Origin of the sequence: Vibrio atypicus (genome assembly GCF_009811315.1) — a bacterium.
Lineage (GTDB): Bacteria > Pseudomonadota > Gammaproteobacteria > Enterobacterales > Vibrionaceae > Vibrio > Vibrio atypicus.
Genome location: NZ_BLID01000001.1, coordinates 646,180 through 672,407, shown reverse-complemented (window position 1 = coordinate 672,407; position 26,228 = coordinate 646,180). Strand labels below are relative to the sequence as shown.

The window sequence follows — 26,228 nt, the reverse complement described above, 5'->3', positions numbered from 1 at the left end:
AGCAACTTAATAATTGCTGATAAATTATACCATTCAATAATGAGAAACCTTCATTGACTTAATTGTTCAATAGAAAAAAGAGTTTCCAATACGAGTCAATGCTGCTCGATCGACGCTTCCTTAAGAAGAAACTTTAAGACCTAGTTTACGTACTTTGTTAGTACAAACGGGCTTGATATTGCATCCCCACCAATTACAAAGGTCAAAGAACCAAGATTAAATCACTGGAACAATCACGAACGGCTGTTCTAGTAACAATACACAAGCGCATTAAAAAGAGACTATCCTATGATTTCGCCACAAAAATCACCCCAATCCCCCCCAATACTAGAAGAGATGAAACCACAGCAGTGAGGGTGATTGGCTCGCCTAGTCCAATACTGCCTGCGGCAAACGCAATCACAGGCACCGCTAGTTGAGCCACAGAGGCCTGCAGGACGGAAATGTGCTTCATCACCTGATACCAAAGAACATAACCGAACCCCGAAGCAAAAATACCGGATAACAGCGCCCATATTGTTCCTTTAAGCGTAATACTATCGATACTCATCAACCATGGGCTTACCGCCAAAGCCAATACACTCGCAAGGACAAAACCGTGGGTAATCGCGACAGAAGCCACACCACTTTTTCTGCCGAGTAAGGTAAATACCGCCCAAAATACACCAGAAATAATCATCAATGCTGCAGAGCTTAGACTTGGCGCTTGCGCTGATGGCAGCATCAAAATCACAAAGCCTGATATCGCAATCGCAATACCAAACCACTCCGCTGATTTGAGACGGTTACCTGACCAAACATGGAATGCGACGAGAGTGAGCTGAACCATACCAAACAATATCAGCGCCCCTGTCCCGGTGCTGAGTTGGGTATAAGCGAAAGAAAAGCTCACTGCGTAACCAAATAAGGCTATTCCCGACCACCAGCTCAATCTGCTTTTGAAAAAAGAGGATTCCAGCTGACGTCGAAACAGTAAAATAATCGACAGAGTTATCGCCCCTGACACGAGTCTAATCAATGTAAACGAGCCAGGATCAATCGAGCCTTCCGCTAAGGCAAAACGGCAAAAAAAAGAATTGGCAGCAAACGCTATCAACGCGATAGGCAGAGTAAGTGAAGTCGGCATAAAAATCCTTGTAGTCTAGGCGATGAGTATAGCTAAGCCATACCATTCGGATAGCTCGAATGCTTCTGATTGATTCGAAATAAATCTATGAAAGATAACGTTGGATTAAAAAACTCAAAGCCGCCTAAATCAGCGGCTTTGATTAGCGTTAAGTCACGTTGTCAGAGGTGAGAATCTAGATAGCGCTGCGCTTCTTCACGCCCCATGTATTTACCCAAAGTTCGCGCAGGCACAGAGGTGAGATCAACCACAATCAACCCATCTAGCGCGAAGTTAAATGCAGGATCAACGTTAAAACAGACCAGTTTACCGTTCATGCCTAGGTATTGTCTTAGCAACACGGGGAGCCCCATACCTTGCTCTAAGCGACTAAGCACTTTGGACAGCAAAGGGAGTTTTGATAATGAGCTAAGCATATCCGGTCGCCAAAATTCTTGGCCGCTTTTCTCTAACGGCGTAGTGGGTGTGACCAGCTTGGCTTTCTCATCATCGTAGTAATGAACAGACATCACTGACGCAATCAGCTGCCGAGCTACTGGGCTGTAGTCATTGCTGATGCTAACGGGGCCAAACAAATGAGTATATTTAGGGTTACTTTCAACAAAGCGAGCAATCCCTTTCCACAATAACAATAGAGAATGCATGTTACGTTGATATGCAGGCGCGACCACCGAGCGTCCTAGTTCTATAGACTGGCCTAAGGTGCCGATAAACGCTTCATCATAATTGAATAAGCTCGTGGAATAGAGCGCATCCAATCCGCCTTTTGCTATCAACTCATCGACAAGCCCAAGCCTATAAGCGCCGACTAAGTCACGGTTAGTTCGATTCCAAACAAACAGCTGATGATAATGAGGATCGAACTTATCAAGATCGCAACTTAGACCGCTGCCCTCACCCACTTCTCGAAAACTAACTTCACGAACGCGGCCAATTTCTCGCATCATGTTCGGCATTGCTGGCGTTGGTACGCAGTAAACCTCAAAATCACCTTGTTGCAATAACTGGTACTCACCCAAGCCAGCCAACTCACGTTCCAAAACATCAACCGCAACAGGATCAATGATCGGTGCGAGTGTATCGCTCTGTTCGATCACGGCTTGCTCACTTGCCACACTGCCCATTAAGTAGGTATTGAGGCGGAAATATTGGGTGATCTCTTGCTCGCTACTGAAGTCTTTTATCTCGTTATAAGGAATCGGATTACCAACGGAAACAGAAATAGTCTCACCCGATTTATTCAGTAGCTCTCTACCCAATAACGCCGTTCTAAGCAGTGGATGAATACGACCTGCCTGATAGAACAATTTGCTGTTCATACCGTTAATGAAAATCGGTACTGTGGTGGCTTCTGCCTGTTTAACAAACTTCGCCACCGACTGACTCCAGACATTATCAGTGATCTTATTCTCGTGAGCTTGCCAGGTAGATACTTCACCAGCCGGGAAGATGATCAACACGCCGCCTTCTTTAAGATGCTGATTGGCCTGTTTGATGGCGCGGCGATTGGTGCGCCTAGCTTGCTCTCCACCAAACACATTCACACCTATAAACAGCTCATCGAGCTCTGGAATACGCTTAAGTAGTTCATTTGCCAGCACTTTGACATCTTTGCGCACTTTAGAAACCAATGAGGCGAGAATAATCCCTTCAATACCGCCAAATGGATGGTTAGCCACAATTAACGTCGAGCCTTCGCTCGGTACATTATCAATCGAACCATGATCCACTTGATACTGAGTACCAATGCGAGCGAGCGTCTCCTGCATGAATTCGAAACTATCTTCGGGAAGCGCATCTTGTCGATAAAGGCTATCAAGAGTGGATAGGCCTGTCGCCCATTCAACAATCGACTCACCAATACCAAACGGGGTTTTACGAGGTAAACGAAAAGGGCTATCAATCATACTGAACTCCTTTGATAAATGCGCAGAAGAGCAGGTTATTACCCCCCTGTATCAAGTTTGAAAGGCGACACTTCATCAGTGATTCCTTGTTATTTGATCAGATTTGGCCAGTTTTTATCCGCAGCAGAAATATGCCCTGTGCGGTCTTGATCCCACCACTCTTTCACCTCAGCGTTGTAGTTGAGGTAGAGCTTGCCATCGACGATTGCCCACTGTTTTGGATCTGCAGAAGCAAAGTCATTCTTCTCTGAGATTGCCCAAGCGCAGTAGCCGCCATATTGCGGAGCGTAACGGTTAGGATCGGCATTAAACTTATCTAGGTTTTCTTGCGACGAGAAATACCAATCCGCGCCTTTGTATTTCACCTGCCACTGGCTATCGCCTTCAACTGGCTTTCCTTGTGTAAAGTAGGCAACCGTATCGTAGCCATCCAAAGCCTTGTTGCTGAAAAAGCCGGTATAGATTTCATCTTCAGCAAAAACGGGCAAGCTCATTAGCAAGGTAATAAATAGGGCAAATAACTTTTTCATTTAAAAACTCCTTGTTCCACGACATCTGTTCTCATGCAGCTCACCGTGGTTTGAAAATCAACGTTACGTTGGTCATCGATAGACTTGTAATTCATCTCTTGTTTAGTAGGAGACACGATGACTGAGGTAAAACTTACCGTTCGCGCGTCATTTCTCACCATTAAAGGCGAAAGATTAGGGTGCGCTTCGTCGAAGCTTTGATGGAATCGATGGCCAATCTCGTGGTTCGGTATGCTTGTCACCAGCTGATTGAACAGACCCAATCGATATTGACGAGCTTGCTCAAAATGAAGCGCCGCAGAAACCAAAGGTGCACTGGCATGAGAGCGATTGAGCTGGTTGCCATCCCAAGTCCATAGCACCGTCTCATTGGCAGAGCGTCGGGTATCAAACGACACCACAGTAAACGGCGCGAAGACACTTAGATCCATGGCTAACAATCGACTATCAACAGCCTGACTAGAACGGCTGCTCGCTAGGCGCTTGATGATTTGGCCTCGGCTAACCAAATCCCCACTTGGCACCTTTCCTTGATAGAAGTTCAGCAAGCAGACGGTCACGCCAAACTCATTGGTTACCAACCAACTGCCACCACCCACAGGGTCGATGGGCATGACACAATGCACTTCATCAATCAGTAAGCTTTGCGGCTCAATCGCAGGTAAACGCGAGCGCTGCTCATCACGGTTGAAATAGACTTCATAGTGACTATTGCCGTGATAAACCCAAGATAATGTACACATACGCTACTGAGCCCTTTGATAAGTCGCGGTCGTAGGTGCAACGCCAAAACGACTGTCCGATTCCACGCCTCGAATTGATGCCACCACTTTCGCCATCGCAAAGTGGTGCGTCGCGTGTAGTGCAGCAAAAGTCAGCTCTCGTACAAATGTCGATGAAACCTCTTCAACATGAGTTTGTGAAAGCATCACTTCCGTTTCCACCGCCACCACTTGGTGAAGTTCACTGTTGGGCAGTTCAAACAACCATTCAATCAGCTCGGTAATTTCTTGCTTTGCCACTTCTAAGCTGCGCTCGACCTGATGGCCGCGACGACGAACGTTGTAGTCAATTCGGCTTGGATCGAGTCGAATGGCATGAAACAGATCAAGCCAATGGCGAAAGTGCTCACCAATCGAGCTACTGACATGTGGTTGAGCAATATAGACGTAATCCTCTGGCTGTAAATTATCTAAAAATTCATAACCTTGGTTTAAGGTTTCAATACAACCAACCACCGCTTGTGAAGTTTGAGTTTGCGCTGTGGGTACAACACGAGTAAGAGTTTTTGTCATTTTAACGTCTTCCTAATTAGCGCATTAATCGGTCATCGGATATTGCTGTGTCAGTAATTTTTCTTCTCGCCATGCACTTAGCAGTGAGCCTAAGGTTGGCGAGTTATGACCTTGCTTTTTATGCTTGGCTCCAATTTGGTACAGCAAACGATATTGCTTAAGCAGCGTAGAAAAGATATGGCTTAACGGAGTATCACTATCCCAGATATGGGCGGCTTCACTGCTGGCACCATTAATCTCCAAAATATCGAAATGCTCCCCTGTCATCAGAGATTGAATATCGCGAAACTTGATATCTAAGCGACCATAGTGAAAGCCTGAAAACTCACCCAGTACTTCATCTAACTTTTGCTCAAGCTGCTGAGTGATAAATTGGTTACCATCACGGAAAATCGCGCCACGGGAATGACTCCCCGCAAACGCCAATTGGAACTCATCCTGAGCTGGGATCACCGCATCTAGCTGATCGATATGACGAGGAAGGTACAAATGCTGCAATTTGCCTGCGCGAGGGCAGTTTTCTATTAACTGTCGTAACGTCGACTTGCCATCGCCAATAACACGAGGCGAGTATTTCAATGTGATGGAGATGATTTTTCCGCGCGCCTCACCCGGTTGCCTGACATAAAACACACCAGCTTCTGCGCTATACGGCGACTTTTCTTGCAGCAAAAAACGGCCCGATGATGGAAACGTTTCAATGTAGTCGTGCAATTGCAGCTCCGATTGAATTAATTTCACCCCGACGCCACGACAACCTAAATCAGGTTTCGCCACCAGCGGATAGCCAAGACCAGCATCTTGCAAACGCACTTTCACCGACTCAAAGCTCATTTCTGTCCCATCGCTGGGCTTAGTGAGCGTGATGAAGGGTAAGATCCAACCATTAGTATGCGGACCAGCAGAGGTGAAAATATCATGCTTAGATTCACCCACCATGCCACTCAGTTTAATGGCTGGATTGGCGATCAAAGGCAATGCCCAATCCCGATGAAACAGACTCAATGCTGCGCTTTGAACAACGACTGGCGTATAAAAAAACCAAGCAGGTAAAAATTCAAACGGCGAGATAACTCGTTTAGGTTCACGAAGCACTGGCATTCCAGCATTCACTTTTCCTTGTGGGATCATCTCAACGTTAGCGAGCTGCGTCATACGCTCCCCTTAACACTGTTTTTGTAATGAATTTATTCAGCAACCACATCAGGCATAAACCCACCGGAATGAGTAACCAACCGTGTTGGGTTTGTTGAAGCCACTGCGCACTGCCAATTTGAAAAAATGAGCCAAAGACCAACGCAGTCCACAGGCCTGTTGCGGTCAATACGGCAATAAAAAATTGAGTTTTGGCGACATCAAGAAACCCGCTGAGCGTAAAACCCACCGTTCTGAGCCCCGGAATAAAGCGGACGATAAAAAGAGTGGCAAATGCTCTTCGGTGCAGTTGGCGTTTCATTTGTCTTGCTCGTTGATAGCGGAACAAGCGATAACGCAAAAAACGAAATCGCTGCGCCGCTTTACCAAGGAAATACAAACCAAAATCACCACTACTAATACCGATAAAAATCGCCATTAAAGCTAGGCTTGTCGGCATAACCTGTTCGACAGCCAAGGTAGCCGCCGTAACAATAGCCAAATCTTCAAGCAAGTAAGAAAGCAGGATAACGCCAATAAATAACATTGCGATGGAGACATCACCTTGAAACAACCAAGTTTCAACTGTCACCGCTAGTTCCATCATAAATCGTCCTTTACCACCCTAAAAAGCCCCATACACTGCTTGTGTAATTCGCCGCACTTTCATACATCGTGAATATAGAGATAGAGAAAAAACGATAAAAATTTCACCAATGAGAATATTTGTTTGTCACTTGAACCTAACCAATTGCCGTGTAAGGATAAAAATTAACGTTAACAAGGAAGTTAAGAGCACCATGCAATCTCTGACATTAGCTCAAGCACAAAAGCTGGCACTACTCTCACAAGCTCTACCTAGCGGAATCACCAAAGGCACTGCTTACGACAAAGCCCTAGCCACCTTTGAGCAATTGGGTTATATCCAGATTGATACGATATCTGTGGTGCAGCGGGCCCATCATCATACCTTGTGGAGTCGCAACCCAAGTTATCGCCCGGAACTATTAGATAAGTTGGTTGCAGATAAAAAAGTGTTCGAATACTGGTCTCACGCAGCTGCCTATTTACCGATGAGTAATTACCGCTTTAGCTTGCCAAGAAAGGCAGCAATTAAATCGGGAACACAGCGCCATTGGTACTGCCAAGATAAAGCATTGATGGCCAGCGTTTTACAGCGAATTGATGATGAAGGGCCGCTAATGGCCAAAGACTTTGAATCGGCCAACCATAAAACGGATGGCTGGCACAGCAAACCAACCAAACGCGCTCTTGAAAACCTCTACATGCAGGGTGATTTGATGATCTCTGAGCGACGGGGCTTTCATAAAGTCTATGACCTGACTTCTCGCGTCTTACCCTCTGATGTTGATCGCTCAATGCCTTGTGAACAAGAGCTGGGCCAGTTTTTGGTTATGAACTACCTTAAAGCACACGGCTTTGGCACCGTCAGCGAGATCATATATCAACTCAAAGATGTCAAAGCCCATGTTCAACAAGCGATAGCTGAATTGCTCGCTATAGGTAGGATTGAAAATGTCACGATTGGCGGTGAACAATACATCGCCTCTTGCCAAGCTTTGCAACAGTTAGAAAAACGCCTCAACCGCAAGCAAGTCAAAATCCTCTCTCCTTTCGATAACCTACTCATTCAACGAAAGCGAACCAACGCCATCTTCAAGTTTAATTATCTTATTGAGTGCTATGTACCAGAAGCAAAACGCCAGTATGGTTATTTCTCTTTGCCGATTATTTGGGGTGGGAAACTGGTCGCTCGCGCAGACTGTAAAGTCGATAAAAATGCCTCAATCCTCAATGTATTGCACTTATGCTTAGAGTCTTCACTAACAGAGCGAAGTGCATTCTTAACGGCTCTGGAAGAAGAATTACACGCTTTTAGCCAATTTAATGGATGTGAGAAATTTGCGATCCAGCGTATATCAGACAATCCAAACTAATCACATTTACCTCTTTACCCTACAACGAACCACTTCTATAATTTGAACTGACGTTCAAGAGATATTTAGAGTGATTCAAAGTGGGAAAAGCAGCAAAATTCGACCGCGAACAGGTCATCAATAAAGCCACTAATTTATATTGGCAAAAAGGGTTTCACGGTACATCAATGCGTAATTTGCAAGATGTGATCGACATGCGACCAGGCAGTATTTACGCGGCGTTTGGTAGTAAAGATGGGCTATTTAAAGAGAGCCTACATAACTATACTCGCAGCGGCATTGAGCATTTAGCAAACTGCCAAGCTGAAACAAATTCACCACTCAGCGCTTTAAAACTGTTTATGAAGCAAGTTGTGATCACCTCTCAAGTCGACGCTCCTAACGGCATGTGTATGCTAGCGAAAAGCATTGCAGAGTTAACAGACGAACAAGCAGAGTTGCTTGCCGAGGCAAAACGTTGTTTTCAGAGAATGGAACAAGAGTTTGCTCGCGTCATCGCAGAGGCTCAAGCGGAAGGCGAAGTGAGCAAAGAGAAAGATCCCGCGATTTTAGCAAGGTATGTGCAAGTTCAGATTTCTGGCTTACGAACCTACGCAAAAGCAAATAATAGTGACACACCACTTGAAGAAATGATCGAAGACGTATTTAATCACCACCCGTTTTAGCCTCTAGCCACTTCTAGGAACATAAATGCCTTCTGCGAACTCTGTGATCGTACTCGACTTCGAGACGACAGGCTTATCACCAAACATGGGTGATCGAGCAATCGAAATTGGTGCAGTCAAACTCGTCGACGGCGAAGTCGTTGATACCTTTCAACAGCTCATGAATCCCGGCTTTCGAGTCAGTTCATTCATTGAAAGCTACACCGGTATCACAAATAATATGCTCACCCACGCTCCTTGCTGTGAAGAAGTGATGGCCGAGTTCGCCGAGTTTATTCAAGGCGAAAACCTCGTCGCACATAACGCTTCTTTCGATAAACGTTTCCTTGATGACGAGCTTGAGCGTATCAATGCCAATTACAGTGGCGAGTTCGCCTGCTCATTATTAGTCTCTCGACGTCTTAACCAACAAGCGCCAAGCCATAAGCTAGGTGATTTGGTTCGTCACATGAACATAGATAATGATGGTGTGTTTCACCGAGCGTTGGCCGATGCACAAATGACGGCAAAACTATGGATGCTTATGGTGAGCGACTTAGAGCAGCGAGGCATAGATTTACCAAGCTTTGCTCTTATGCAAAAAATCGGCAAAACCAGCAAAGCCGCAGTCGAAAAGCTACTTGCTTCTCAGTGAGGTAGAAATGCCAAATCACTATACTACGCGACCAGCCAATCAAGCCGATTTTGATTTTCTTTACCAGCTAAAGAAAGCCGCAGAATTCGACGCGATTAAAGCTGTTTTTGGTTGGGATGAGAGCATTCAAAAACAGATCCATCAAGAAGAGTGGCAGCAGGATCAACCCACTATCATTGAGCTAGATGGCAAGGCGGTTGGCAGCTATTTGATTCAACACCATTGCGATCACCTCTACTTTGGCCGATTTTTCTTGCTGCCGGAATTCCACGGTCAAGGGATTGGTAGCCAAGTGATGAACGCAGTGGTGCAACAAGCTGAGCAATTGAATCTGCCCATTAAACTCTGTTACTTGCAAGGTAACCGCGTCGGTTCGCTCTATCAACGATTTGGCTTTTCGATAACCTCTCAAGATACTCAATTTATCCATATGATCAGAAAGGCTCGTTGAGTATGAGCCAAACAGATATCCTACAAAAAATCGCTAGCTTCACCTCGATAGAGCAGGCATTGGATTACTTTGAGATAGGCTTCGATAGTAAATTTATTAATAAGCATCGAACCGAATTGGTCAAACGGTTCAATGGCTATCTAATTTTGGAAAAACCGGAAGATTGGTTTGCGGCAAGACGGGCACTGAAAAATGCCTACTGTAAGATTCAGCGCAGCCAGTTAGACAAACATACGCGCTCGGCATGTCGCGGCTGTACGACATGCCAACGCCGTTAAGCTTCTTGTTCTAAATCCTCATCTTCAAACATTGAGGTTAGCTTTATCTCATACTGATTGAATGTGAATATGCTTGGGCCATGAGTCCGCTTTGTCGTCACTTTTTCATCTCCGTATTGGACCGTAACGTGCGTGTACAATTTACCTTTTACTTCAACCGTGCTCTCTTCAAGCCCGACCGCCAACTCTTGTTCATTAGTTTCTTTGGCTAGCTTGGCTTTCTCAAGTTGTGCATTGGACTCTTGTTTAAGCTTTTCCAGCTCTATCTCTTGTTCTGGCGTACGTTCTGCTTTCGGCGTTTTCTTAAACTCCAGCTCTTTACGCACCACATTCATGGTCCCTTCTTGAGCTTGGGTGTATTGCTCTTTTAACTTTGTTTGGCGATCTCGATACATTTGGAAGCGAGCAAACGCTTCAACCATAGTAATCGTGTCCCCTTCAACACCGAGCTCAACGCAGGTAATCTTGCCACCCACTTTAGTGTGCCCACCACTTAATGTGCCGTGCTTTTCTGCTGCATCGACAATCACGAGATCGTGAGCGCAACGAACTTCGCTATTCATGCAGTGAACATTGAGATGAATATCGCCACCAGCTTGAAGTTCGCAGAACTGAGCATAGTTGGCGCTGATAGTACCGCCTGACTTAACGATACAACTGCGCGGCTCACCTTCCGAAACGTTATGTCCGATAATGCCTTTTGCTACTTGGATGTCACCTTGCGCTTGAACATCTGCCGATTCAATAAAGCCTCCAACGGTCACACTGCCAGTCGCTCTCACCACCATATCAGATTCAATATCACCAAGAACGACAACATTGCCTTTAAACTTAACGTGACCAGTTGCGACACCGATTGTCGGCAAACAAAGCGCGTCCGTCACTTCAACGCCACGCTCCTTAATGACCGGCATGCCCGACACAGTCGCGATCAATAAATTGGGATTCTGAGGGGAAACGGCAGAGCCTGTCCCTTCTTTTAAGACAGCATCTTTACCAGGCTTCGGCGGAATAATACGGCCTTGAACCGTCATGCCAGGTTCACCTTTAGTAGCCGGTACACGTTTCATTAAAGGGTCATTTTCAGAGACATTAATGGTTTCGCCCAAATTGAGCATATCCACTTTGCCATTCTCTTCTTTTGGCGCTAAAACTTGCTTCGATGGGTCTTCGACCAGAGCAATAAACTTAGCATCTTGGCCTTGAATGGGATCTTTGCCTTTTGCGACTGGTTGAGAATAGGTTTCACCAGCTTTAAGTTGATGGCTCATAATCAACACTTTTTTAAGTGCCAATTTATTGATGCCCTTAGTGACGCGAGATTGGGCCAACGCTTGAACAATCTGCGGCCCCTTGAGTGGCTTTCCTTTGTAGGCACCGGTAACGACCATGCTGGCTAACATGTCATGTTCGGAAAGAACTACTTCGACTGTCGCATCACGAACTTCAGCGATTACAACACCGGAATAGGCCTCTCCGCTGCTCTCTTTAGCTAAGTTAATAAAGCGCGTGACACTTTCATCTAACAAACAAAATTCCGCAGCACCGATTGCCGCCAGCGCTTCATCCAGCCCACGAGTTTCAAAATTTTTATCAACCGTAATCTCCGGTGACAGCTTAGCAATCACCGCTCGATTATCTTCAGATAAAGCAACAAATTTATCCCACATGTACAATCAGCCTACAAAACTACCTACCTTTGAGTGTATGCAATTTACTCGCCTAGCTGTATCACAAGTGTGACAAATTAGAGCGTAGGTCACTTTATACAAGCTTTTTACACTGTAAATCTTTTAAGCCGACGATGGAAAGTGATGCTCATCATTTAGTGCATAAACGGCCGTTACGCAGCAGCCTTTTTTTGAATACTCTAATGAACGACAGAGCTCACGTGTTAGAAGGATCCCGCGCCCATAACTAAGAGATTCATCATCAACATTGACTGAGTGCTGATAGTCAAAACCTTTACCATTGTGCTCCAACACCATGATCAATTGTTCTTCATCTGGGTGATAATCTATCGTTAGTTTTATCCAAGCTTTCTCATCGAGCTGTTTCAGCCGCTCTTCACGCATTTGATAGAATAAAAAGAACCCATCTGACTGCTCTTTTATCGACGAATCTAAATCCAGTAATCCATGCTCAATTGCATTGGCAAATAACTCAGATAAAACAGAGCAAACGAGATCAAGATGAGCACCATTGAATAAAATGCCCGTCAAAAACTGCCTAATCTCTATCATGATATTGATGTTTTTCAATACGCTAGCAGGAAAGTTCAACGTTGAACTCATTGGCATTTTGCTTAGATTAGTCTGGTTCATCCCGTAAATAGGATCATGAGAGTTAGAAATTGGAAACTTCATCGACAAAATGGAAAGGTCATCGCCCACGGTTTTATGAGCAAACTTTCTGACCGATTCATATAAAATTGGAATGATTGGCTTTTTACTGGCCAGCGCTTCTTCTAAACGCTCAGGGCCAAACTGTTCACCATCTCGATTACACGCCTCTATAACTCCGTCGGTATAGCAAATGATTTGCTGATCGGGTTCGAGCTTCATGTGTACTAAATCAGTCTCAAATTCCCGCTGCTTCAACACACCTAAAGGCATATGACGAGAAACTAAACGGCGCTCTATCGTTCCATCCGGATTCATTAAGTAACCGTCAGGTAACCCACCTCCCCACCAAGAAACTTCAAATCCATTAGCTCGAATTTCAAATACGCTAGCAGCCAGCATCATTCCCATAGGCAAGAAACGTACTAATGCGTCATTTACTTCTGTGACAATTTCTCCAAGCGACATCCCTTTCGCTGCCATAGAAAAAAACGCCCTTGTCGCGGGAATAGCCGAAATGGCGGCGGGTAATCCATGCCCTGTGGCGTCTGCAATCATGACATAAACACCACCATGAGGGCGATTTGCCACAACAATCAGATCACCATTAAAGACCGTCGAGGGTGTAGAAATGTAATTGATACCATAGATATTTTTAACCTGAGAGCTCATCTCTTCCATTAAGTTGGAAAAAATGGACTCGGCAATCGCATAGTCATAACGCACTTGTTCGTGAAACTGACGCAATTCGTCTCGTTGAGTGGTCACTTCATTGTGCATACGAACAATACGGTAGTGCGCTTGTACCTTTGCTAATAAGATACTGCGCTCTACCGGTTTGAGAATAAAATCGTCACCGTAATTCAAACAACGCTCAAACGAGGCGTGATCATCTAAAACCGTCAGGAATATGATAGGAATATGAAGCTTAGGAAACGCTTCACGGATCTCTTTTGCTGTTGTAAAACCATCTTTAATCGGCATCATCACATCAAGCAGGATAATATCGGGCAACGACTCCATACGCTCCATTGCCTGAACCACACCTTGACCGTTTTCAAACACCGTAACTTGCTGCGCAAGGTGACCAAGCATGAATCGACACAACTCGCGATTCGTCGCATGATCATCCACTATCATTACATGCATAGCCGCTCCTTGAGTTCTACTCTATCGAGAACTTCTTATCGAACCTGGAGATAGTTAATATCTTACGAACCTGTGGCAAGGTATTCGTTATGCGAATCATGCCATCGTCTTGCTCTAAATAACTGTGCATATTGAGCAGCATTCCCAAGCCCGCACTATCGATATAGTCCACCTTCCTTAAATCAATTGTGTATCGGTAATCTCTTTTATCGGAGTAACAGCGACGAAAGTCCTGTACCAAATTAAAGCCAAATGCTCCTTCTATTAAGATAGTGATGTGTCGAGAACCCGAGTCAACTTGTGCTTCTACTGTCATATTTGATTCCTTAGCCATGCGTTAAGTCGTTAGAAAAGCTCCACTTCTCCTTCCTCTATACTGGATTGAGAAGCTGCCGGGCCTTCGCGGTCATGAATCTGTTGTGATAAGTCGGCAATAGTTTGTATAAAGCTCGCATTATCTAAACCATCATCAACCCATTGTTCACACGCCCTAGAGATTTCATTCAAATAAGCCACTGTCTGCTTAGCGTAATCCCCTTGCTGAACAATGATGTCTGCAAATTGCAGTGCTCGAATACCGTTATCCACTTGGACATGAAGTTTCTCGCCACTCTCACTGATTTTCTGCACTTCATGTTCAATTGAGATATTGACGCGTTGAACACCTCTAAGCATGTCATCGACTTTTTCTTTTGACTCGATCGCCTCTGTCATATCAATCGATGCCATTTCACCAACGGTTTTATTGGCTTCACGTACCGTTCTTTGCGCGATGTTGATCTCTTGCTCTATTTGGCTGTTCAAATCCGATGCTTTCACCGATAAGTTACGCACCTCTTGTGCCACCACGGCAAATCCTCGGCCGGCATCACCAGCACGCGCCGCTTCTATCGCCGCATTTAGAGCAAGTAAATTGGTCTGTTCCGATAGGCCTCTCACTTGCTCCAACAATTTAAATACCGCATCCAACTTATCTGACATATCGTGAATACTATGAACCGCAGAAATACTCTTCTCTGAGACGTTAACTAAGGTATCAACAAAGTTTCGGATGATAGCTTCTGTTTTTGGCAAGACTTGACTGATGTCAGTCTCGCTATCATTTTGGCCCAATAAGTTATCGACCAATTCAGTGGTGATCTGACTTTGCCCTTGCGCGAGTTTCTGTAATTCAAAATAGCTTTCATTCAGTGTCTCAACAGACTCATCCACCACACTTCGTTGATGATCCAACGGTTCGTGTAATTGAGTCGCGATTTTTTGCAACAGTGGGCCTATCTCATGAGAGGCGGATTGAAACGACTCGCTCTCGACTGGTTTATCATGCACCTTCGGCTCTTCAAGTTCCGGCTCTATATCAATCGGGACAACGCCACGAGGAAAGACAAACCAAGGGATTGCAGCAGCCGTAATCATCGAGATCACCATCATTACGGTGGATGCTTGGCTAACGGCGTAACTAAGCAGTATCACTTGAAAGACAACGGCGACAAAGTATCTAGGTTTGATGGAAATACGTTTTTTATTCATAGTGCATTCCTTGCTCATCCGCCATCCGTTATTTACTGGCACTTAAATAATGACAAATCTGTTCTGGGACTTTATTCAATGACACCACCGACTGAGCGGCGTTAAGCTCGACTGCGACACGAGGCATCCCCCAGACCACCGACGAAGCTTGATCTTGGGCGATAGTGTTCGCGCCTTTCTCTTTCATTCCGAGCATTCCACGTGCACCATCCTGACCCATACCGGTAAGAAGAACGCCAATCGCTTTACTACCAACGGTTTCTGATACCGTATCAAACATGACATCCACCGATGGTTTATGTCGATTTACAGCTGGTCTATCATCCAATTGGCAGTAAAGATGAGCCCCTCTTTTTACCACCACTAAATGTTTATCTCCGGGTGCTAAATAAGCGCAGCCATTGACCAAAGGCGCACGATTTACACCCAGTTCTTTAACGGTAATCGCTGAGCTATCATCTAGGCGCTGAGCAAATGAACCAGAGAACATGGCACTGATATGCTGGGTGATAATGATCGGCGGCAATCCCGCGGGTAAAGCCGACAGCACTTGCTTGACGGCTTCCGTTCCGCCCGTTGATGCACCTATCGCGATCAATTCAACATGGGTTTTCTCAGGAACGGAAATCGCTCCGACTTTCTCTTCACTTTTTGATGTCCTCGACTGATTGACGTTTGCGCCTGCGGCTATCTTAATTTTCTCGTTGATCTGAGACTTATAGTTCACCATCTCTGCGGTACAATCGACCGAGGGTTTGGGGAAATAGTCGATAGCACCATACTCTAATGCCGCAAGTGTCGCGTCCGTCCCGTGCTGAGTTAACGTCGAAATCATGATCACTGGCATTGGGCGTAAACGCATTAGATTCTTAAGAAACTGAACCCCATTCATTTTTGGCATTTCAACATCTAGCGTGATCACGTCAGGATTATGTAATTTGATCATCTCTCGTGCTTGATAAGGATCTTCAGCAGTGGCGATCACTTCAAGATCCGGATCTGAGCTGATCAACTGTTCTAGCAATGCCCTAAAGACAGGAGAATCATCGACAACAAGTACTTTGATCTTTTTCATTAGAATAGCTCCACATCATCATCATGTTTCCGATGACTCTCTTTATCCAACTGACTGGCGTATTTTTCTTCTTGGTGCTGTAAGTGATGAACTTCGGTAAATGGAATTCGCTTAAGCCACGCTTTTCCAGTTAATGGGTCAAACATCACTTTCCTTGGCTCTAAGCCCCCAAGGTCTTGGGCAACAATCTTTAAGTGTTCTTGCTCTGCGTAATTCAGAACAAAAACCACGTTCTTTTCACCAATCATTGAGCTACGCCCCAACATTTGAGCTCCACCAAACAATTTAAATTGAAGGTTTTCTCGACTTGCACCGCGGTCAATCAAGGAGTTCAGCAACATTTCCATGGCATGTGTCCCGTAACGTGATGCGGTTGAAACAAGTGAATTGGGTTGCCAACTCTTTACTTGATTAGGGTTATCAAACGGCAGTAAAAAATGGTTCATCCCACCCACACCTACATCATCATCCCATGCGCAAGCGGCAATGCATGAGCCTAAACCGGTTGCAATGATTTCATCTTTGTTTTGGGTGCAATAGAGCCCACCAGGAAGAACTTTAATGATGTGTTTTTCCTTTTGAGGATGATAAAAACGATTAAAGTGGCTGTTTTTATGCCTTGGTTGGTGCTCTCTTACCGCAATCATAATGAACCTATTTTTTTACATATATGGTGTGACCTAAATGATGAAAGAGGTTTAAGTGCCCTGGCATACTTTCAGAGTGGCCAATAAACAACACTCCATTAGGTTTTAACTGCTGATAGAAACGCTCTATCAACTCTGTTTGGGTCTTTTTATCAAAATAAATCATGACATTACGGCAAGAGATCAAATCAAATTCATGTTCAAAAGGCCAAGCTTGAAGCAAGTTCAATTGCTGAAACTGGATTTGGTTTTGCAATCCATGGCGTATTTTGATCTTTCCTTGTTGAGCCCCGACCCCTTTCACAAAACAAGGTTTTAGATATTTAACTGGAATCGCATCAATCGCTTCATCGCTATATATCCCTTGCTTTGCCGTCTCCAATACCTTGGTATCAAGATCTGTCGCGGTTATATTCACATAATCAAATAGCTCAAACGCATGCGCATGATGCAAAGAAGACGCAAAACTGTATGGCTCTTCTCCCGTCGAGCAGCCCGCGGACCAAATATTGATCCGGCGGTTCTTTTGCTGTTGCCACTCTGAAATAAGGACTTTTTCCAAAAATTCGAAGTGGTGATACTCGCGGAAGAACTGAGTCTTGTTCGTCGTTAAGCAGTTAATAAAACGCGCTTGTTCATGGCTGTCTTGCTCAATACACTGCCGATACTCAGAAAACCGCTGTAAACCTAGTCTCCTCAGTTGACGACTAATGCGCCCGTAGACCATGGTTCTCTTACGATCTGAGAAATAAATGCCAGCATGCTTGTGCATAAACCATTGAATAAATTTGAAATCTTTATCTGTTAGTTCAAATTCCTGGTTGTCTGGCATTACGGGCTCAGCTTGAGCTAGAACTCTTCCCATTCGTCTCCATCCCCATCAAGCTTAAAACTTGAGTTCGCAACTTTTGGCGCTCGAATATCTCGGACTACGCCCTTTGATGGTGCTTGCTGCCCTTTAGAACTAAACGTCGTGACATTACTGTCCGTCGCAAAGAAGTTCATAAGATTCAGTAGTTCTTTGCCTTCATCCCTCAGAGATTGGCTTGCAGCCGACGTTTCTTCCACCAATGAAGCGTTTTGCTGCGTCATTTCGTCCATGGTTGCTACTGCTCGATTGATTTCATCGATGCCCGTTGATTGCTCTAGACTTGAAGAAGCAATTTGAGCAATCAAATCACTCACTTTCGCTACAGCCTCAACAATTTCATTCAAGGTTTCCCCTGATTCATCGACCAGTCTTGAACCTTCGTCGACTTTCTCAACACTGTCTTTAATAAGACCTTTGATTTCTTTAGCCGCGGCGGCACTACGTTGAGCAAGATTGCGAACCTCACCCGCGACCACAGCAAATCCTCGCCCTTGTTCTCCCGCCCTTGCAGCTTCTACGGCTGCGTTGAGTGCAAGCAAATTAGTTTGGAATGCAATTTCATCAATCACACCGATAATGTCAGCAATTTTCTTACTTGCGGAGTTGATTTCAGACATCGCAGAAACGACATGACCAACAACCTCTCCACCTTTGCTGGCTTTCTTACTCGCATCATCCGCTAAATCATTTGCACCTTTAGCATTGTCGGCGTTAAGACGAACGGTCGCTGTCATTTGCTCCATACTTGCAGCGGTTTCTTCAAGGTTCGACGCTTGTGCCTCGACACGCTGGCTTAGATCATTGTTCCCTTCAGCAATTTCTGTCGATGCTGTAGCAACCCGAGCAGATGAGTGAGTGATCTTCTCGACCATATTGCGTAGATTTACAATCGAGGTATTCACCGCATCCGATAGACGACCAAATTCACCTTGGTTGTCATCAGACATCGTACTGTTCAAATCGCCATCTGCGACTTGGCTCATCACATCGATACATTGGCCTAGTGGCGTTACCATGGTATCTAGCAAGTTGTTGATCCCATCCCCAAGCTCTTTCATAAATCCATTGTAGGCGCTGGTATCAATACGCTCACTAAGCTCACCATTAATGGCTCGTTGAATGAGTGCTTCGACTTGTCGCTGACCATCTTGTTGCTCGGTAATATCAACCCATTGAAGTGCAGGACCAATGTAGTTTCCTTGGCTGTCACGCATCGCAATACAGGTTAAGTTAAACTCAAGCGAGCCGACGGCAATGTTATTGGAAAATGGCAGCCTATCTGGATTTGCGATGATGTTACGCTGGTGGCTTGGATTCTTATGGAATACATCTATATTCTTGCCGATCAAATTACTCGCATCGAATCCTGGTAAAACATCTTGAAGATCCCGTTCTCGGCTTTTCAGTAGCGTGCTCAAAGAGGGATTGAGATAGGTAATAATGCCGTCTTTATTTGCCATCATCAGATTGGTTGTCATGCCTTCCACGGCAGAAGCCAGTCGACCAATTTCTTCTTCTTTCGCGCGTTCATGGGTCACATCTCGCCACTCAAGGGTATTGCCGATGTAATTACCTTGAGCATCATTGATAGCCGCGACATTCAGTTCGATCTTCAGATCGCCAATCGTAATATCGGTGCTGTAAGGCAAATTCGATTGATCCGCCAGTAGCTTACGTTGATGGGCAGGATTTCGGTGGAACTCATCAATACATCGCCCTATCAGCCACTCTTCGCTCGCAGAAAAACCCGACCAAACAGAGCGCAGTGTCGCTTCATGTTTTGCGAATAACGAAACGGTTTCTTTGTTGACGTAAGTAATCAAGAAATCACGATCAATCATCACCATTGCAGTCTGCGCTTGATCAACGGCAGCCTGAAGCCGAGTAATATTATTCTCGGTCTTGATCGCTTCAGTCACGTCTTTCCACTCAAGGGTATTGCCGACGTATTGCCCTTGAGCATCAATAATGGCACCGACATTCAGCTCTATCTTGACATCTTTAACGGTAATATTAGTGGTATAAGGTAGATTCGCGGGGGTTGATAACAACTGGCGTTGATGAGCCGGATTGACATGAAAACCATCAATGCAGTACCCCATTAGAAATTCTTCCGTTGCTCGAAAGTTTGGCCATACGGACTGAAATAGCGCTTCATGCTGTTTCAGCAACTCAATCGATTTTTTGTTGATGTAAGTAATATTGAAATCACGATCAATCATCATCAATGCTGTTTGCGCTGCATTCAAAGCCGAAAGGAGCTGCTCTTTTGATATTCCTTCATCTTCTTGTTCAAATTCTTGTGTCAACGTGTCCTGTGTTGGCGCTTCAAATGCCGTGACCGTCTCTGATTTCCTATTCCAAAATGCCATGAGCTACCTCTCATTGGTTCCGTACTGACGTGTAATAACAAGCGAATAAATTTTTTGGTGCTATACCCAACTTTCTTCTTGATTGGGTGCGACGAGCTGCGATACATCAAACAGCGCTTCTAAATGAATGAGGATTAGATGCCCGGCAGGCACCGAAGCAATACCTCGAACATAACTATGGTCGATATCTGCTGATACATGAGGTGGCGGTTTAATTTGCTCCTCACTCAATGGATACACTTCGGATACACCATCAACAATAATGCCTAATGGTTGTTTTTCTGCGTCGTTAAGAACAATAACAACCGTAGTCGCACCAACAACTGCAGGTGCCAAACCAAAACGCATTCTCAGATCGACGATGGGTACATATTCTCCTCGAATTTCTAATACGCCCTTCATGTAGTCTGGCGAATTAGGGATTTCTCGAACCGGGCTCCAGCCTCTTACTTCGCGAACATCAAGGATTGGGACTCCGTATTCATCGTCTGCAATGACAAAGCTTAGAAACTCTTCCGTTAGCATCATGCTGCTGTCCTTAAAATTCGTTCTATATTGAGAAGCTCTTCGGTGTCGAGCAGCGACATCACATGCTCACCCACATTGATCAAACCTTGTAAATAAGAGGTAACCTCGGAGTCACCGACGGGAGGATAAAGCTCATTGTCTCCTTGGCTTATCACATCACTGACCGCATCTACTACAAGCCCCATAAGCCTTTCACTTTCCTCCCCTGAAAAACGCAGCACAATTACGACTGTGGTAGGTAAGTATTCGCAACGCCCCACGTTGAAACGCGCGCGAAGATCAATCACAGGAACAATCATTCCTCTTAGATTGATGACACCCAATACATACTTAGGAGCGCGAGGAATTGGAGTCGGTTTTTCCCATACTCGAATCTCTTCAACATCTTTGATTTCGACGCCATATAATTCGCTAGCAAGTTCAAAACTTAAAAAGTCGGCACTCTCACTCACTTCTTCATTCACGTTTTGCAGCAAACTCTGAGCTTGTAGCTCAATATTTTTTTTCGATGAGTCGCTAAAATTGCCGTTGACCACTTCCGATTGCTGTTCCATTTGCCCCCCTAAGCCGCCAATCCTTTATGCGTGCTATCAGGCGCACGACTTAAAAATCCTGTAATTAGCCCCTGAATATCAAGAATGAGTGATACCGAACCATCTCCTAAAATAGTGGCACCAGAAATACCCGTGACTTTGCTGTAGTTAGATTCAAGGCTCTTAATCACGACCTGTTGTTGATCAAGTAACTCATCAATCAACAATCCAACTCGATTTCCGGCCGCTTCGACAAAACATAAAATTCGGCCATCTAACGAACCACTGCGGCCCATTTCAAGTTCTTCTTGTAGACGTAAGATCGGGATGTTTTCATCTCTTAGGCGATAGAGCTCAATGCCGCCTGAAGCAATTTTGATGCAACTGGAATCTATTTGAATCGATTCCACAATCGTCAGCAAAGGAATGACATACACTTCACCAGCAACTTTAACTAGCTGCCCATCAAGAATCGCTAATGTGAGTGGTAGGCTGATGGTAAACCGGCTTCCTTCCCCTAACTTAGAGTCGACTTCGATGTGCCCGCCCAACTCTTCAATGTTTCTGCGTACCACATCCATCCCTACCCCTCGCCCAGAAATATCTGAGACTTCTTCGGCGGTGGAAAAACCCGGAGCAAAGATAAGGTTCATGATCTGCTTTTCAGCGTACTCTTCCCTGCGCACATCCGATTCAAGTACCCCCTTTTCAACAGCTTTATTCCATAGCTTGTCGCAATTTAACCCTGCGCCGTCGTCACTGATTTCAATGACTATCGAACCACCTTGATGGTACGCATTGAGTTCAATGACCCCCATTTCAGGTTTTCCACTTTCTAACCGCTGAGCGGGGCTTTCAATACCATGGTCGATGCCATTTCTAACCAAGTGAACGAGCGGGTCAACAATACGTTCTAGCACTGTTTTATCGAGTTCGGTTTGTTCGCCTTGTATTTGCAGATCAACTTGTTTCTCTAAGCGACCAGATAAATCTCGAACTAAACGAGGGAAGCGGCTAAAGGCAAAACTCATCGGTAGCATGCGAATATTAAGTACGTTTTCTTGAAGGTCTTTACTGTTTTGAAGAAGTTGGTCTAACCCTGCTTTCAGTTTTTCCAACTTATCTATGGTGAAGTCATGGCCGATTTCCGTCAGCATAGATTGGGTGATGACCAGCTCACCAACCAAATTAATGAGACTATCGACTTTATCGATATCAACCCGAATAGAGCTAACGCTAGATTCCGCTTTAGCGACCTTATTGAATTTTGCTGGTGGATGTTTATCTACGGTTGTTAGTGTTTGAGACGTGGTTGACTCAGCTTCTACTGCCTCATCAATACGATCTATCTGGTTTGCATTTGAAGCCTGTTCGACGAACAAATCACACTCATCTTCAACCCATTCAAATATTTCACGAATCGCCTTTTCTGAAATATCCCCACTAAGGGTCGCATGCCAACTGATGTAGCAAAGCTCCGCTTCTATGTCATCAATATCAGGTAGCTTAGTCAGTTGTGCGGTAATCTTACTGTTGAGGTCGAGCTCTTTGAGTTCACGTAGAATTCTCAGAGGGTCATTACCACTAAAAAATATTTCTTGATGAGGAATAAACGAGACAGACCAATCTGATGGTTGTTCTGCGATAGGCTCAGCCTGTGATGGCTCTGTTGTGTTAGATTCACTATCCGTAGGCGCAACGCCAAGTAATTGATGAAGAGCTTCAACAACCTCAGCTAACAGTGACTTATTCACTTCACTATCTGACTCGTAACTTTCTAGCATGCTAGTGATGCAATCACCGCTTTTCAGTAGCAGGTCGATAGTTTCAGCTGTTAAGGTTCGTTCTCCATTTCTAACCAAATCTAAGTAAGCTTCGACGTGATGGGTAAACTCACTGATGTCGAGCAAGTTGAACGTGGCGGCACCACCTTTAATCGAATGCGCAGCGCGAAAAATCGTATTAATCGATTCTTCATCTATTTGGTTAGGATCTAAGTTGAGTAGAACATCTTCAAGCACTTCAAGGTTTTCACGACACTCCTCGTAAAACATTTTACGCAACTGTTCCATGTCTAAAGCCATAACTCTTCCTTACCAGTGACGTTGTTAGCGAATAGCAAATTGTTTTTATTATCCGGTATCAGTTAGCACTGATCCGAGCCGCTATTGCTTAATTCATACTACGCGTTTCAATGTTTTTAGTAGCGTATCTGGATTGAACGGTTTAACTAGCCACCCCGTTGCTCCAGCCGATTTACCTTGTTGTTTTTTGTCTGTGCTTGTCTCAGTCGTTAGCATGAGTATTGGAATAAACTTATATTGTGGTTTTTCACGTAGAGCTTTAACCAATTCAAACCCACCCATATTTGGCATATTGACGTCAGAAATAACGACATCAAACTTTGTTCCGGTAATCTTGCTCAATGCGTCTCTTCCATCATTGGCCGTTTCTACGTCATAACCTGCATCACGTAAGGTGTGGCTCACCATTTGGCGGATTGAAACGGAATCATCCACAGCTAGAATTTTTGTCATAGCACTCTTCTCCAAAGTCACAATTCCATTCGATCTGCTCTCTTAGCCCTAAGGTTGTTATGGCTTCAAGTAGCACTTGAGTCGGTTGAACTAATTGAATATTGATCTGATGTTTTTTGGCTGAAAGAAAAAGAGAGGCAAGAACTTGCAAGCCAGCGGCATCCACTCTCGACACCGATGTTGCATCAATTTGAATGCGGTCTTCTTGTGCTAACCATTGTTTGTAATGTGTAGCGGAATCAAGGACAGTCGATATATCAAGCGATTCAGGTAATGAACATTCCATGTTAGACCTTCACTTCTTATTATTTCTAGCCAATATAAATCTTGTTGCTTAAAAATGAGTGTAGGAAGAAATGACTATTTAGCAAACCGTGAACTACAAAAATAGAATGAGATATAGTGACAAGGTTGTAGTTTAAGAAGAGATATCTACGTGTTATTAATGGCTTAGAGCCGCTGAACAATTTAAAAATGCGGCTCAATAATAATTGAAATGACAGATTAGTGATTAAAGCAATTAGTTTAATTTACAGTGTAAACTGCTAGCTCGCTTTACACTGTAAATTGGTAAGCTCGGAAGCTGTAGATTTCACAATAGCTATTTACACTGTAAATTCTATTGAAGATTCAGTAATAGAGATAAGTCCTGCTTAAATTGTGCCTCTACTTGTTTCTTTCCTGGAAGGTGGAACTGATGAGCACACTCAACCCAGCTATGTTGTTGAATGATTTTATAGACAAGGAGATCATTCATTTTCCCAATCAAGCTTGGTGAATGCTTCCAATAATTATCTAATAGTGGAGCGATGCTATCGAAGCTTGCCCCTCCTTTCACATAGTGTTCAACAATCGGCGCAAAGCTAGATAGAACAATGGAAACATCCTTTTCTACCAACAAACTACGGACTACGTCTATTTCAAGTTGTTTGAACAGGCAGGCAACGGAATAGTGCATAAACTGCTGATAAGTTTGCTTTGCTTGTGTTAGCCACTCTACCTTGCCAGAGACCATGATCAAAGAGTGAGTCCCGCTTGCTTGCTCACGGCTACTTCCCAATTTAACGGCCTCAAAGCCAGCTTTTCTCCAGAACTCAACTAACTCGCTGGTCGCACCAAAACTGGTAGAGTAAAAATCATATTCTGTCTGTGCTTGTAACTGAGCCAACATAGCTTGGCCAATGCCACTTCTTTGCTGCTGAGGATGAACCGCAATTCGCATAACTCGTAGGCTAGATTGCGCAGCTGCCTCACCGAGCCCAAGTTGGTTCGCTAAAGTAGTCGCAACTAAATGCCCTTTCGGTCGACGCTTTCCTTGTTGAATTTGTTCAATCAATGCTTGTTCAATGTTGCCCTCTTCGACAGCAAGAATACAACCAATACAGGTATCCCCTTGGAATGAGGCATAGAGCCGAATGGCGTCATCTTCTAGCAACAACATCAAATCGCTAGGCGCGGTTTGATAATGTGCGTTGACCAACAAAGCAAAGCAAGCTCTCAGCAATTCTGGACGATTGAATAATTCATTCTTCTCTACATAAGACAGTTGAACATTTGTAACTTGCCCTGAAACATCAGCGAGTTCAGCATCGAGTAAAAAAGTAGTAAATAGCCAGTTTTCTAGTGGATCCCCTTCATTCCAACGAATAGGCTGATCCAGCTGACAATGAACCATACCGGGGCGCTGCTCTTTAAGCCAGGTTTGGAACTTCAACGTAAATCCTCGTCCACACCCTTCATAACCATGCACCGTTGTCGAAAAAACTGTCCGGTGATAACTCTCGACGATTTGTTTAAGCATAGGAATGGGCAATGCCGAAGCTTCATCGACATATAAACAATCGCATTGAGGTTTCTTTCTTAGCAACTCATCAGGAGCGACGAATTCAAGAGAAGATACTCCCACAACAAGTTTTCCTTTACTTGTAATGGCATTAGGGAGGAGACGTGCAGCATGTTCAAAAATAGGTTGAACCGTAGCTAAAGATGGGGCCGTTACGATAATATTGAGCGTCCGATCTTGCATCAGCTGCGCAGCAGCAATTCCAAGAGCACTACTTTTTCCTCTACCTCGGTCAGCGGTCACAACCAAAGGGCGCTTGCGGTGCCCTTCTACTACTTTTCGAATTTTATCGACGGCCAGCTTTTGTTGTTCGTAAAGAGTAACATCATGCGCTTGTACAGATACAACCTTTGGCAACGGAGAATTCTGCTCAATACAAATTAAATCCTCTAGTGCCCTTTCCACCCAATGTTGGTCCAATGAAACGGATGATGTTTGAGAAGGTAAGATGACTAGCAGCCCTCCTCCTTTAAGACAACCCAATGCGGCAGTGAAACTATTCGCATCAAAGCCACTAGAGAAATCACAAACCAGCAATCGGCACTCTTGACCAAGTAGCATCTGGCCTTGCTTATAACCCACATACTTACTGGCCGACGCGCGAGCTTCTCCCCCCAATTGGAAAACATCGGTATTCGCAATTAAAGTTTCTAACTGTTCTAGTACCGTCACTTGCCAGTTTTGCTCACCGCGTAACACGACACCATAGCGATGGAAACTACGTTGAGCATTAGAAAGTAATTGGGAGAAGTATTGCAGGGTCGCGTTCATGGTTCACTCGAGAAGAAAACTAACTGCCCGCATTATGGCATAAAAAAAGCCG

At 44.6% G+C, this 26,228-nt stretch carries 26 protein-coding genes; 5 read left to right on the top strand and 21 right to left on the bottom strand.

Annotated elements, in window-relative coordinates; genetic code table 11:
• Positions 1–286: 286 nt before the first annotated feature.
• The 7 genes from GVO60_RS03040 to GVO60_RS03010 all read right to left on the bottom strand — a co-directional run bounded on the left by GVO60_RS03040 (position 287) and on the right by GVO60_RS03010 (position 6,599).
• Positions 287–1,126 (bottom strand): DMT family transporter, encoded by an 840-nt coding sequence (locus tag GVO60_RS03040; RefSeq protein WP_159651117.1) that lies wholly within the window; start codon positions 1,124–1,126, stop codon positions 287–289.
• Between the two features lie 161 nt (positions 1,127–1,287).
• Positions 1,288–3,033 carry a bifunctional lysophospholipid acyltransferase family protein/GNAT family N-acetyltransferase gene (locus tag GVO60_RS03035; protein WP_159651116.1) on the bottom strand — a complete coding sequence of 582 codons (1,746 nt, stop codon included), beginning with the start codon at positions 3,031–3,033 and terminating at the stop codon, positions 1,288–1,290.
• An 89-nt stretch (positions 3,034–3,122) separates the two neighbouring features.
• Positions 3,123–3,563 carry a YHS domain-containing (seleno)protein gene (locus tag GVO60_RS03030; RefSeq protein WP_159651115.1) on the bottom strand — a complete coding sequence of 147 codons (441 nt, stop codon included), beginning with the start codon at positions 3,561–3,563 and terminating at the stop codon, positions 3,123–3,125.
• Complete coding sequence (locus GVO60_RS03025) at positions 3,560–4,306, bottom strand: NRDE family protein (protein ID WP_159651114.1); 747 nt, start codon at positions 4,304–4,306, stop codon at positions 3,560–3,562. Before GVO60_RS03025 ends, GVO60_RS03030 begins: the two co-directional genes overlap by 4 nt.
• Positions 4,307–4,309: 3 nt before the next feature.
• Positions 4,310–4,858 carry a protein kinase family protein gene (locus GVO60_RS03020; protein ID WP_159651113.1) on the bottom strand — a complete coding sequence of 183 codons (549 nt, stop codon included), beginning with the start codon at positions 4,856–4,858 and terminating at the stop codon, positions 4,310–4,312.
• A 24-nt stretch (positions 4,859–4,882) separates the two neighbouring features.
• On the bottom strand, positions 4,883–6,013 hold the full coding sequence (locus tag GVO60_RS03015; RefSeq protein WP_159651112.1) for a D-alanine--D-alanine ligase: 1,131 nt from the start codon (positions 6,011–6,013) through the stop codon (positions 4,883–4,885).
• Positions 5,997–6,599, bottom strand: a complete 603-nt coding sequence (locus GVO60_RS03010; RefSeq protein WP_159651111.1) for a DedA family protein — start codon at positions 6,597–6,599, stop codon at positions 5,997–5,999. The genes GVO60_RS03015 and GVO60_RS03010 overlap by 17 nt, the downstream gene beginning before the upstream one ends.
• Before the next feature lie 193 nt (positions 6,600–6,792).
• Here GVO60_RS03010 and GVO60_RS03005 point away from each other — a divergent pair, with 193 nt between their 5' ends.
• The 5 genes from GVO60_RS03005 to GVO60_RS02985 all read left to right on the top strand — a co-directional run bounded on the left by GVO60_RS03005 (position 6,793) and on the right by GVO60_RS02985 (position 9,978).
• Entirely contained in the window at positions 6,793–7,950 is a 1,158-nt protein-coding gene (locus GVO60_RS03005; RefSeq protein WP_159651110.1) for a winged helix-turn-helix domain-containing protein, read from the top strand.
• Between the two features lie 80 nt (positions 7,951–8,030).
• Positions 8,031–8,615 carry a TetR/AcrR family transcriptional regulator gene (locus GVO60_RS03000; RefSeq protein WP_159651109.1) on the top strand — a complete coding sequence of 195 codons (585 nt, stop codon included), beginning with the start codon at positions 8,031–8,033 and terminating at the stop codon, positions 8,613–8,615.
• 25 nt (positions 8,616–8,640) lie between these two features.
• Positions 8,641–9,249 carry a 3'-5' exonuclease gene (locus tag GVO60_RS02995; protein WP_159651108.1) on the top strand — a complete coding sequence of 203 codons (609 nt, stop codon included), beginning with the start codon at positions 8,641–8,643 and terminating at the stop codon, positions 9,247–9,249.
• Between the two features lie 7 nt (positions 9,250–9,256).
• Positions 9,257–9,700, top strand: coding sequence for a GNAT family N-acetyltransferase (locus GVO60_RS02990; RefSeq protein ID WP_159651107.1), 444 nt, complete (start codon positions 9,257–9,259; stop codon positions 9,698–9,700).
• Positions 9,701–9,702: 2 nt separating this feature from the next.
• Positions 9,703–9,978 carry a nitrogenase-stabilizing/protective protein NifW gene (locus tag GVO60_RS02985; protein WP_159651106.1) on the top strand — a complete coding sequence of 92 codons (276 nt, stop codon included), beginning with the start codon at positions 9,703–9,705 and terminating at the stop codon, positions 9,976–9,978.
• Here GVO60_RS02985 and GVO60_RS02980 read toward each other — a convergent pair.
• From GVO60_RS02980 to GVO60_RS02915, 14 genes are all read right to left on the bottom strand, one after another.
• Entirely contained in the window at positions 9,975–11,648 is a 1,674-nt protein-coding gene (locus GVO60_RS02980) for a flagellar assembly protein A (RefSeq protein ID WP_159651105.1), read from the bottom strand. The genes GVO60_RS02985 and GVO60_RS02980 overlap by 4 nt on opposite strands.
• Before the next feature lie 123 nt (positions 11,649–11,771).
• Entirely contained in the window at positions 11,772–13,469 is a 1,698-nt protein-coding gene (locus GVO60_RS02975; protein WP_159651104.1) for an ATP-binding SpoIIE family protein phosphatase, read from the bottom strand.
• A 16-nt stretch (positions 13,470–13,485) separates the two neighbouring features.
• Positions 13,486–13,785 carry an STAS domain-containing protein gene (locus GVO60_RS02970; RefSeq protein WP_159651103.1) on the bottom strand — a complete coding sequence of 100 codons (300 nt, stop codon included), beginning with the start codon at positions 13,783–13,785 and terminating at the stop codon, positions 13,486–13,488.
• Between the two features lie 29 nt (positions 13,786–13,814).
• Positions 13,815–14,999 carry a methyl-accepting chemotaxis protein gene (locus GVO60_RS02965; RefSeq protein WP_159651102.1) on the bottom strand — a complete coding sequence of 395 codons (1,185 nt, stop codon included), beginning with the start codon at positions 14,997–14,999 and terminating at the stop codon, positions 13,815–13,817.
• 28 nt (positions 15,000–15,027) lie between these two features.
• Positions 15,028–16,074, bottom strand: a complete 1,047-nt coding sequence (locus GVO60_RS02960; RefSeq protein ID WP_159651101.1) for a protein-glutamate methylesterase/protein-glutamine glutaminase — start codon at positions 16,072–16,074, stop codon at positions 15,028–15,030.
• Positions 16,074–16,721 carry a chemotaxis protein CheD gene (locus tag GVO60_RS02955; RefSeq protein ID WP_159651100.1) on the bottom strand — a complete coding sequence of 216 codons (648 nt, stop codon included), beginning with the start codon at positions 16,719–16,721 and terminating at the stop codon, positions 16,074–16,076. The genes GVO60_RS02960 and GVO60_RS02955 overlap by 1 nt, the downstream gene beginning before the upstream one ends.
• A gap of 7 nt (positions 16,722–16,728) precedes the next feature.
• Positions 16,729–17,586, bottom strand: a complete 858-nt coding sequence (locus tag GVO60_RS02950; RefSeq protein ID WP_159651099.1) for a CheR family methyltransferase — start codon at positions 17,584–17,586, stop codon at positions 16,729–16,731.
• Positions 17,571–19,964: an aerotaxis transducer Aer2 gene (gene aer2 / locus GVO60_RS02945; protein WP_159651098.1), complete on the bottom strand. Its 2,394-nt coding sequence runs from the start codon at positions 19,962–19,964 to the stop codon at positions 17,571–17,573. The genes GVO60_RS02950 and aer2 overlap by 16 nt, the downstream gene beginning before the upstream one ends.
• A gap of 60 nt (positions 19,965–20,024) precedes the next feature.
• Entirely contained in the window at positions 20,025–20,492 is a 468-nt protein-coding gene (locus GVO60_RS02940; RefSeq protein ID WP_159651097.1) for a chemotaxis protein CheW, read from the bottom strand.
• Positions 20,489–21,046 (bottom strand): chemotaxis protein CheW, encoded by a 558-nt coding sequence (locus tag GVO60_RS02935; protein WP_159651096.1) that lies wholly within the window; start codon positions 21,044–21,046, stop codon positions 20,489–20,491. The genes GVO60_RS02940 and GVO60_RS02935 overlap by 4 nt, the downstream gene beginning before the upstream one ends.
• Positions 21,047–21,054: 8 nt before the next feature.
• Positions 21,055–23,109, bottom strand: coding sequence for a chemotaxis protein CheA (locus GVO60_RS02930; RefSeq protein ID WP_159651095.1), 2,055 nt, complete (start codon positions 23,107–23,109; stop codon positions 21,055–21,057).
• 93 nt (positions 23,110–23,202) lie between these two features.
• Entirely contained in the window at positions 23,203–23,562 is a 360-nt protein-coding gene (locus tag GVO60_RS02925; protein ID WP_159651094.1) for a response regulator, read from the bottom strand.
• On the bottom strand, positions 23,537–23,848 hold the full coding sequence (locus tag GVO60_RS02920; protein ID WP_159651093.1) for an STAS domain-containing protein: 312 nt from the start codon (positions 23,846–23,848) through the stop codon (positions 23,537–23,539). The genes GVO60_RS02925 and GVO60_RS02920 overlap by 26 nt, the downstream gene beginning before the upstream one ends.
• Positions 23,849–24,181: 333 nt before the next feature.
• Complete coding sequence (locus GVO60_RS02915; RefSeq protein WP_159651092.1) at positions 24,182–26,176, bottom strand: GNAT family N-acetyltransferase; 1,995 nt, start codon at positions 26,174–26,176, stop codon at positions 24,182–24,184.
• Positions 26,177–26,228 lie beyond the last annotated feature (52 nt).

Bases quoted from the DNA above. Each gene is read 5' to 3' on its own strand.
- GVO60_RS03035 (WP_159651116.1), bottom strand. From the start codon at position 3,033: ATGATTGATAGCCCTTTTCGTTTACCTCGTAAAACCCCGTTTGGTATT.
- GVO60_RS02935 (WP_159651096.1), bottom strand. From the start codon at position 21,046: ATGGAACAGCAATCGGAAGTGGTCAACGGCAATTTTAGCGACTCATCG.
- GVO60_RS02960 (WP_159651101.1), bottom strand. From the start codon at position 16,074: ATGAAAAAGATCAAAGTACTTGTTGTCGATGATTCTCCTGTCTTTAGG.
- GVO60_RS02965 (WP_159651102.1), bottom strand. From the start codon at position 14,999: ATGAATAAAAAACGTATTTCCATCAAACCTAGATACTTTGTCGCCGTT.
- GVO60_RS03040 (WP_159651117.1), bottom strand. From the start codon at position 1,126: ATGCCGACTTCACTTACTCTGCCTATCGCGTTGATAGCGTTTGCTGCC.
- GVO60_RS02995 (WP_159651108.1), top strand. From the start codon at position 8,641: ATGCCTTCTGCGAACTCTGTGATCGTACTCGACTTCGAGACGACAGGC.
- GVO60_RS02990 (WP_159651107.1), top strand. From the start codon at position 9,257: ATGCCAAATCACTATACTACGCGACCAGCCAATCAAGCCGATTTTGAT.
- GVO60_RS02915 (WP_159651092.1), bottom strand. From the start codon at position 26,176: ATGAACGCGACCCTGCAATACTTCTCCCAATTACTTTCTAATGCTCAA.
- GVO60_RS02975 (WP_159651104.1), bottom strand. From the start codon at position 13,469: ATGCATGTAATGATAGTGGATGATCATGCGACGAATCGCGAGTTGTGT.
- GVO60_RS02940 (WP_159651097.1), bottom strand. From the start codon at position 20,492: ATGATGCTAACGGAAGAGTTTCTAAGCTTTGTCATTGCAGACGATGAA.
- GVO60_RS03030 (WP_159651115.1), bottom strand. From the start codon at position 3,563: ATGAAAAAGTTATTTGCCCTATTTATTACCTTGCTAATGAGCTTGCCC.
- GVO60_RS03005 (WP_159651110.1), top strand. From the start codon at position 6,793: ATGCAATCTCTGACATTAGCTCAAGCACAAAAGCTGGCACTACTCTCA.
- aer2 (WP_159651098.1), bottom strand. From the start codon at position 19,964: ATGGCATTTTGGAATAGGAAATCAGAGACGGTCACGGCATTTGAAGCG.
- GVO60_RS03015 (WP_159651112.1), bottom strand. From the start codon at position 6,013: ATGACGCAGCTCGCTAACGTTGAGATGATCCCACAAGGAAAAGTGAAT.
- GVO60_RS02970 (WP_159651103.1), bottom strand. From the start codon at position 13,785: ATGACAGTAGAAGCACAAGTTGACTCGGGTTCTCGACACATCACTATC.
- GVO60_RS03020 (WP_159651113.1), bottom strand. From the start codon at position 4,858: ATGACAAAAACTCTTACTCGTGTTGTACCCACAGCGCAAACTCAAACT.
- GVO60_RS02920 (WP_159651093.1), bottom strand. From the start codon at position 23,848: ATGGAATGTTCATTACCTGAATCGCTTGATATATCGACTGTCCTTGAT.
- GVO60_RS02930 (WP_159651095.1), bottom strand. From the start codon at position 23,109: ATGGCTTTAGACATGGAACAGTTGCGTAAAATGTTTTACGAGGAGTGT.
- GVO60_RS02950 (WP_159651099.1), bottom strand. From the start codon at position 17,586: ATGGGAAGAGTTCTAGCTCAAGCTGAGCCCGTAATGCCAGACAACCAG.
- GVO60_RS02925 (WP_159651094.1), bottom strand. From the start codon at position 23,562: ATGACAAAAATTCTAGCTGTGGATGATTCCGTTTCAATCCGCCAAATG.
- GVO60_RS02980 (WP_159651105.1), bottom strand. From the start codon at position 11,648: ATGTGGGATAAATTTGTTGCTTTATCTGAAGATAATCGAGCGGTGATT.
- GVO60_RS03010 (WP_159651111.1), bottom strand. From the start codon at position 6,599: ATGATGGAACTAGCGGTGACAGTTGAAACTTGGTTGTTTCAAGGTGAT.
- GVO60_RS02985 (WP_159651106.1), top strand. From the start codon at position 9,703: ATGAGCCAAACAGATATCCTACAAAAAATCGCTAGCTTCACCTCGATA.
- GVO60_RS02955 (WP_159651100.1), bottom strand. From the start codon at position 16,721: ATGATTGCGGTAAGAGAGCACCAACCAAGGCATAAAAACAGCCACTTT.
- GVO60_RS03025 (WP_159651114.1), bottom strand. From the start codon at position 4,306: ATGTGTACATTATCTTGGGTTTATCACGGCAATAGTCACTATGAAGTC.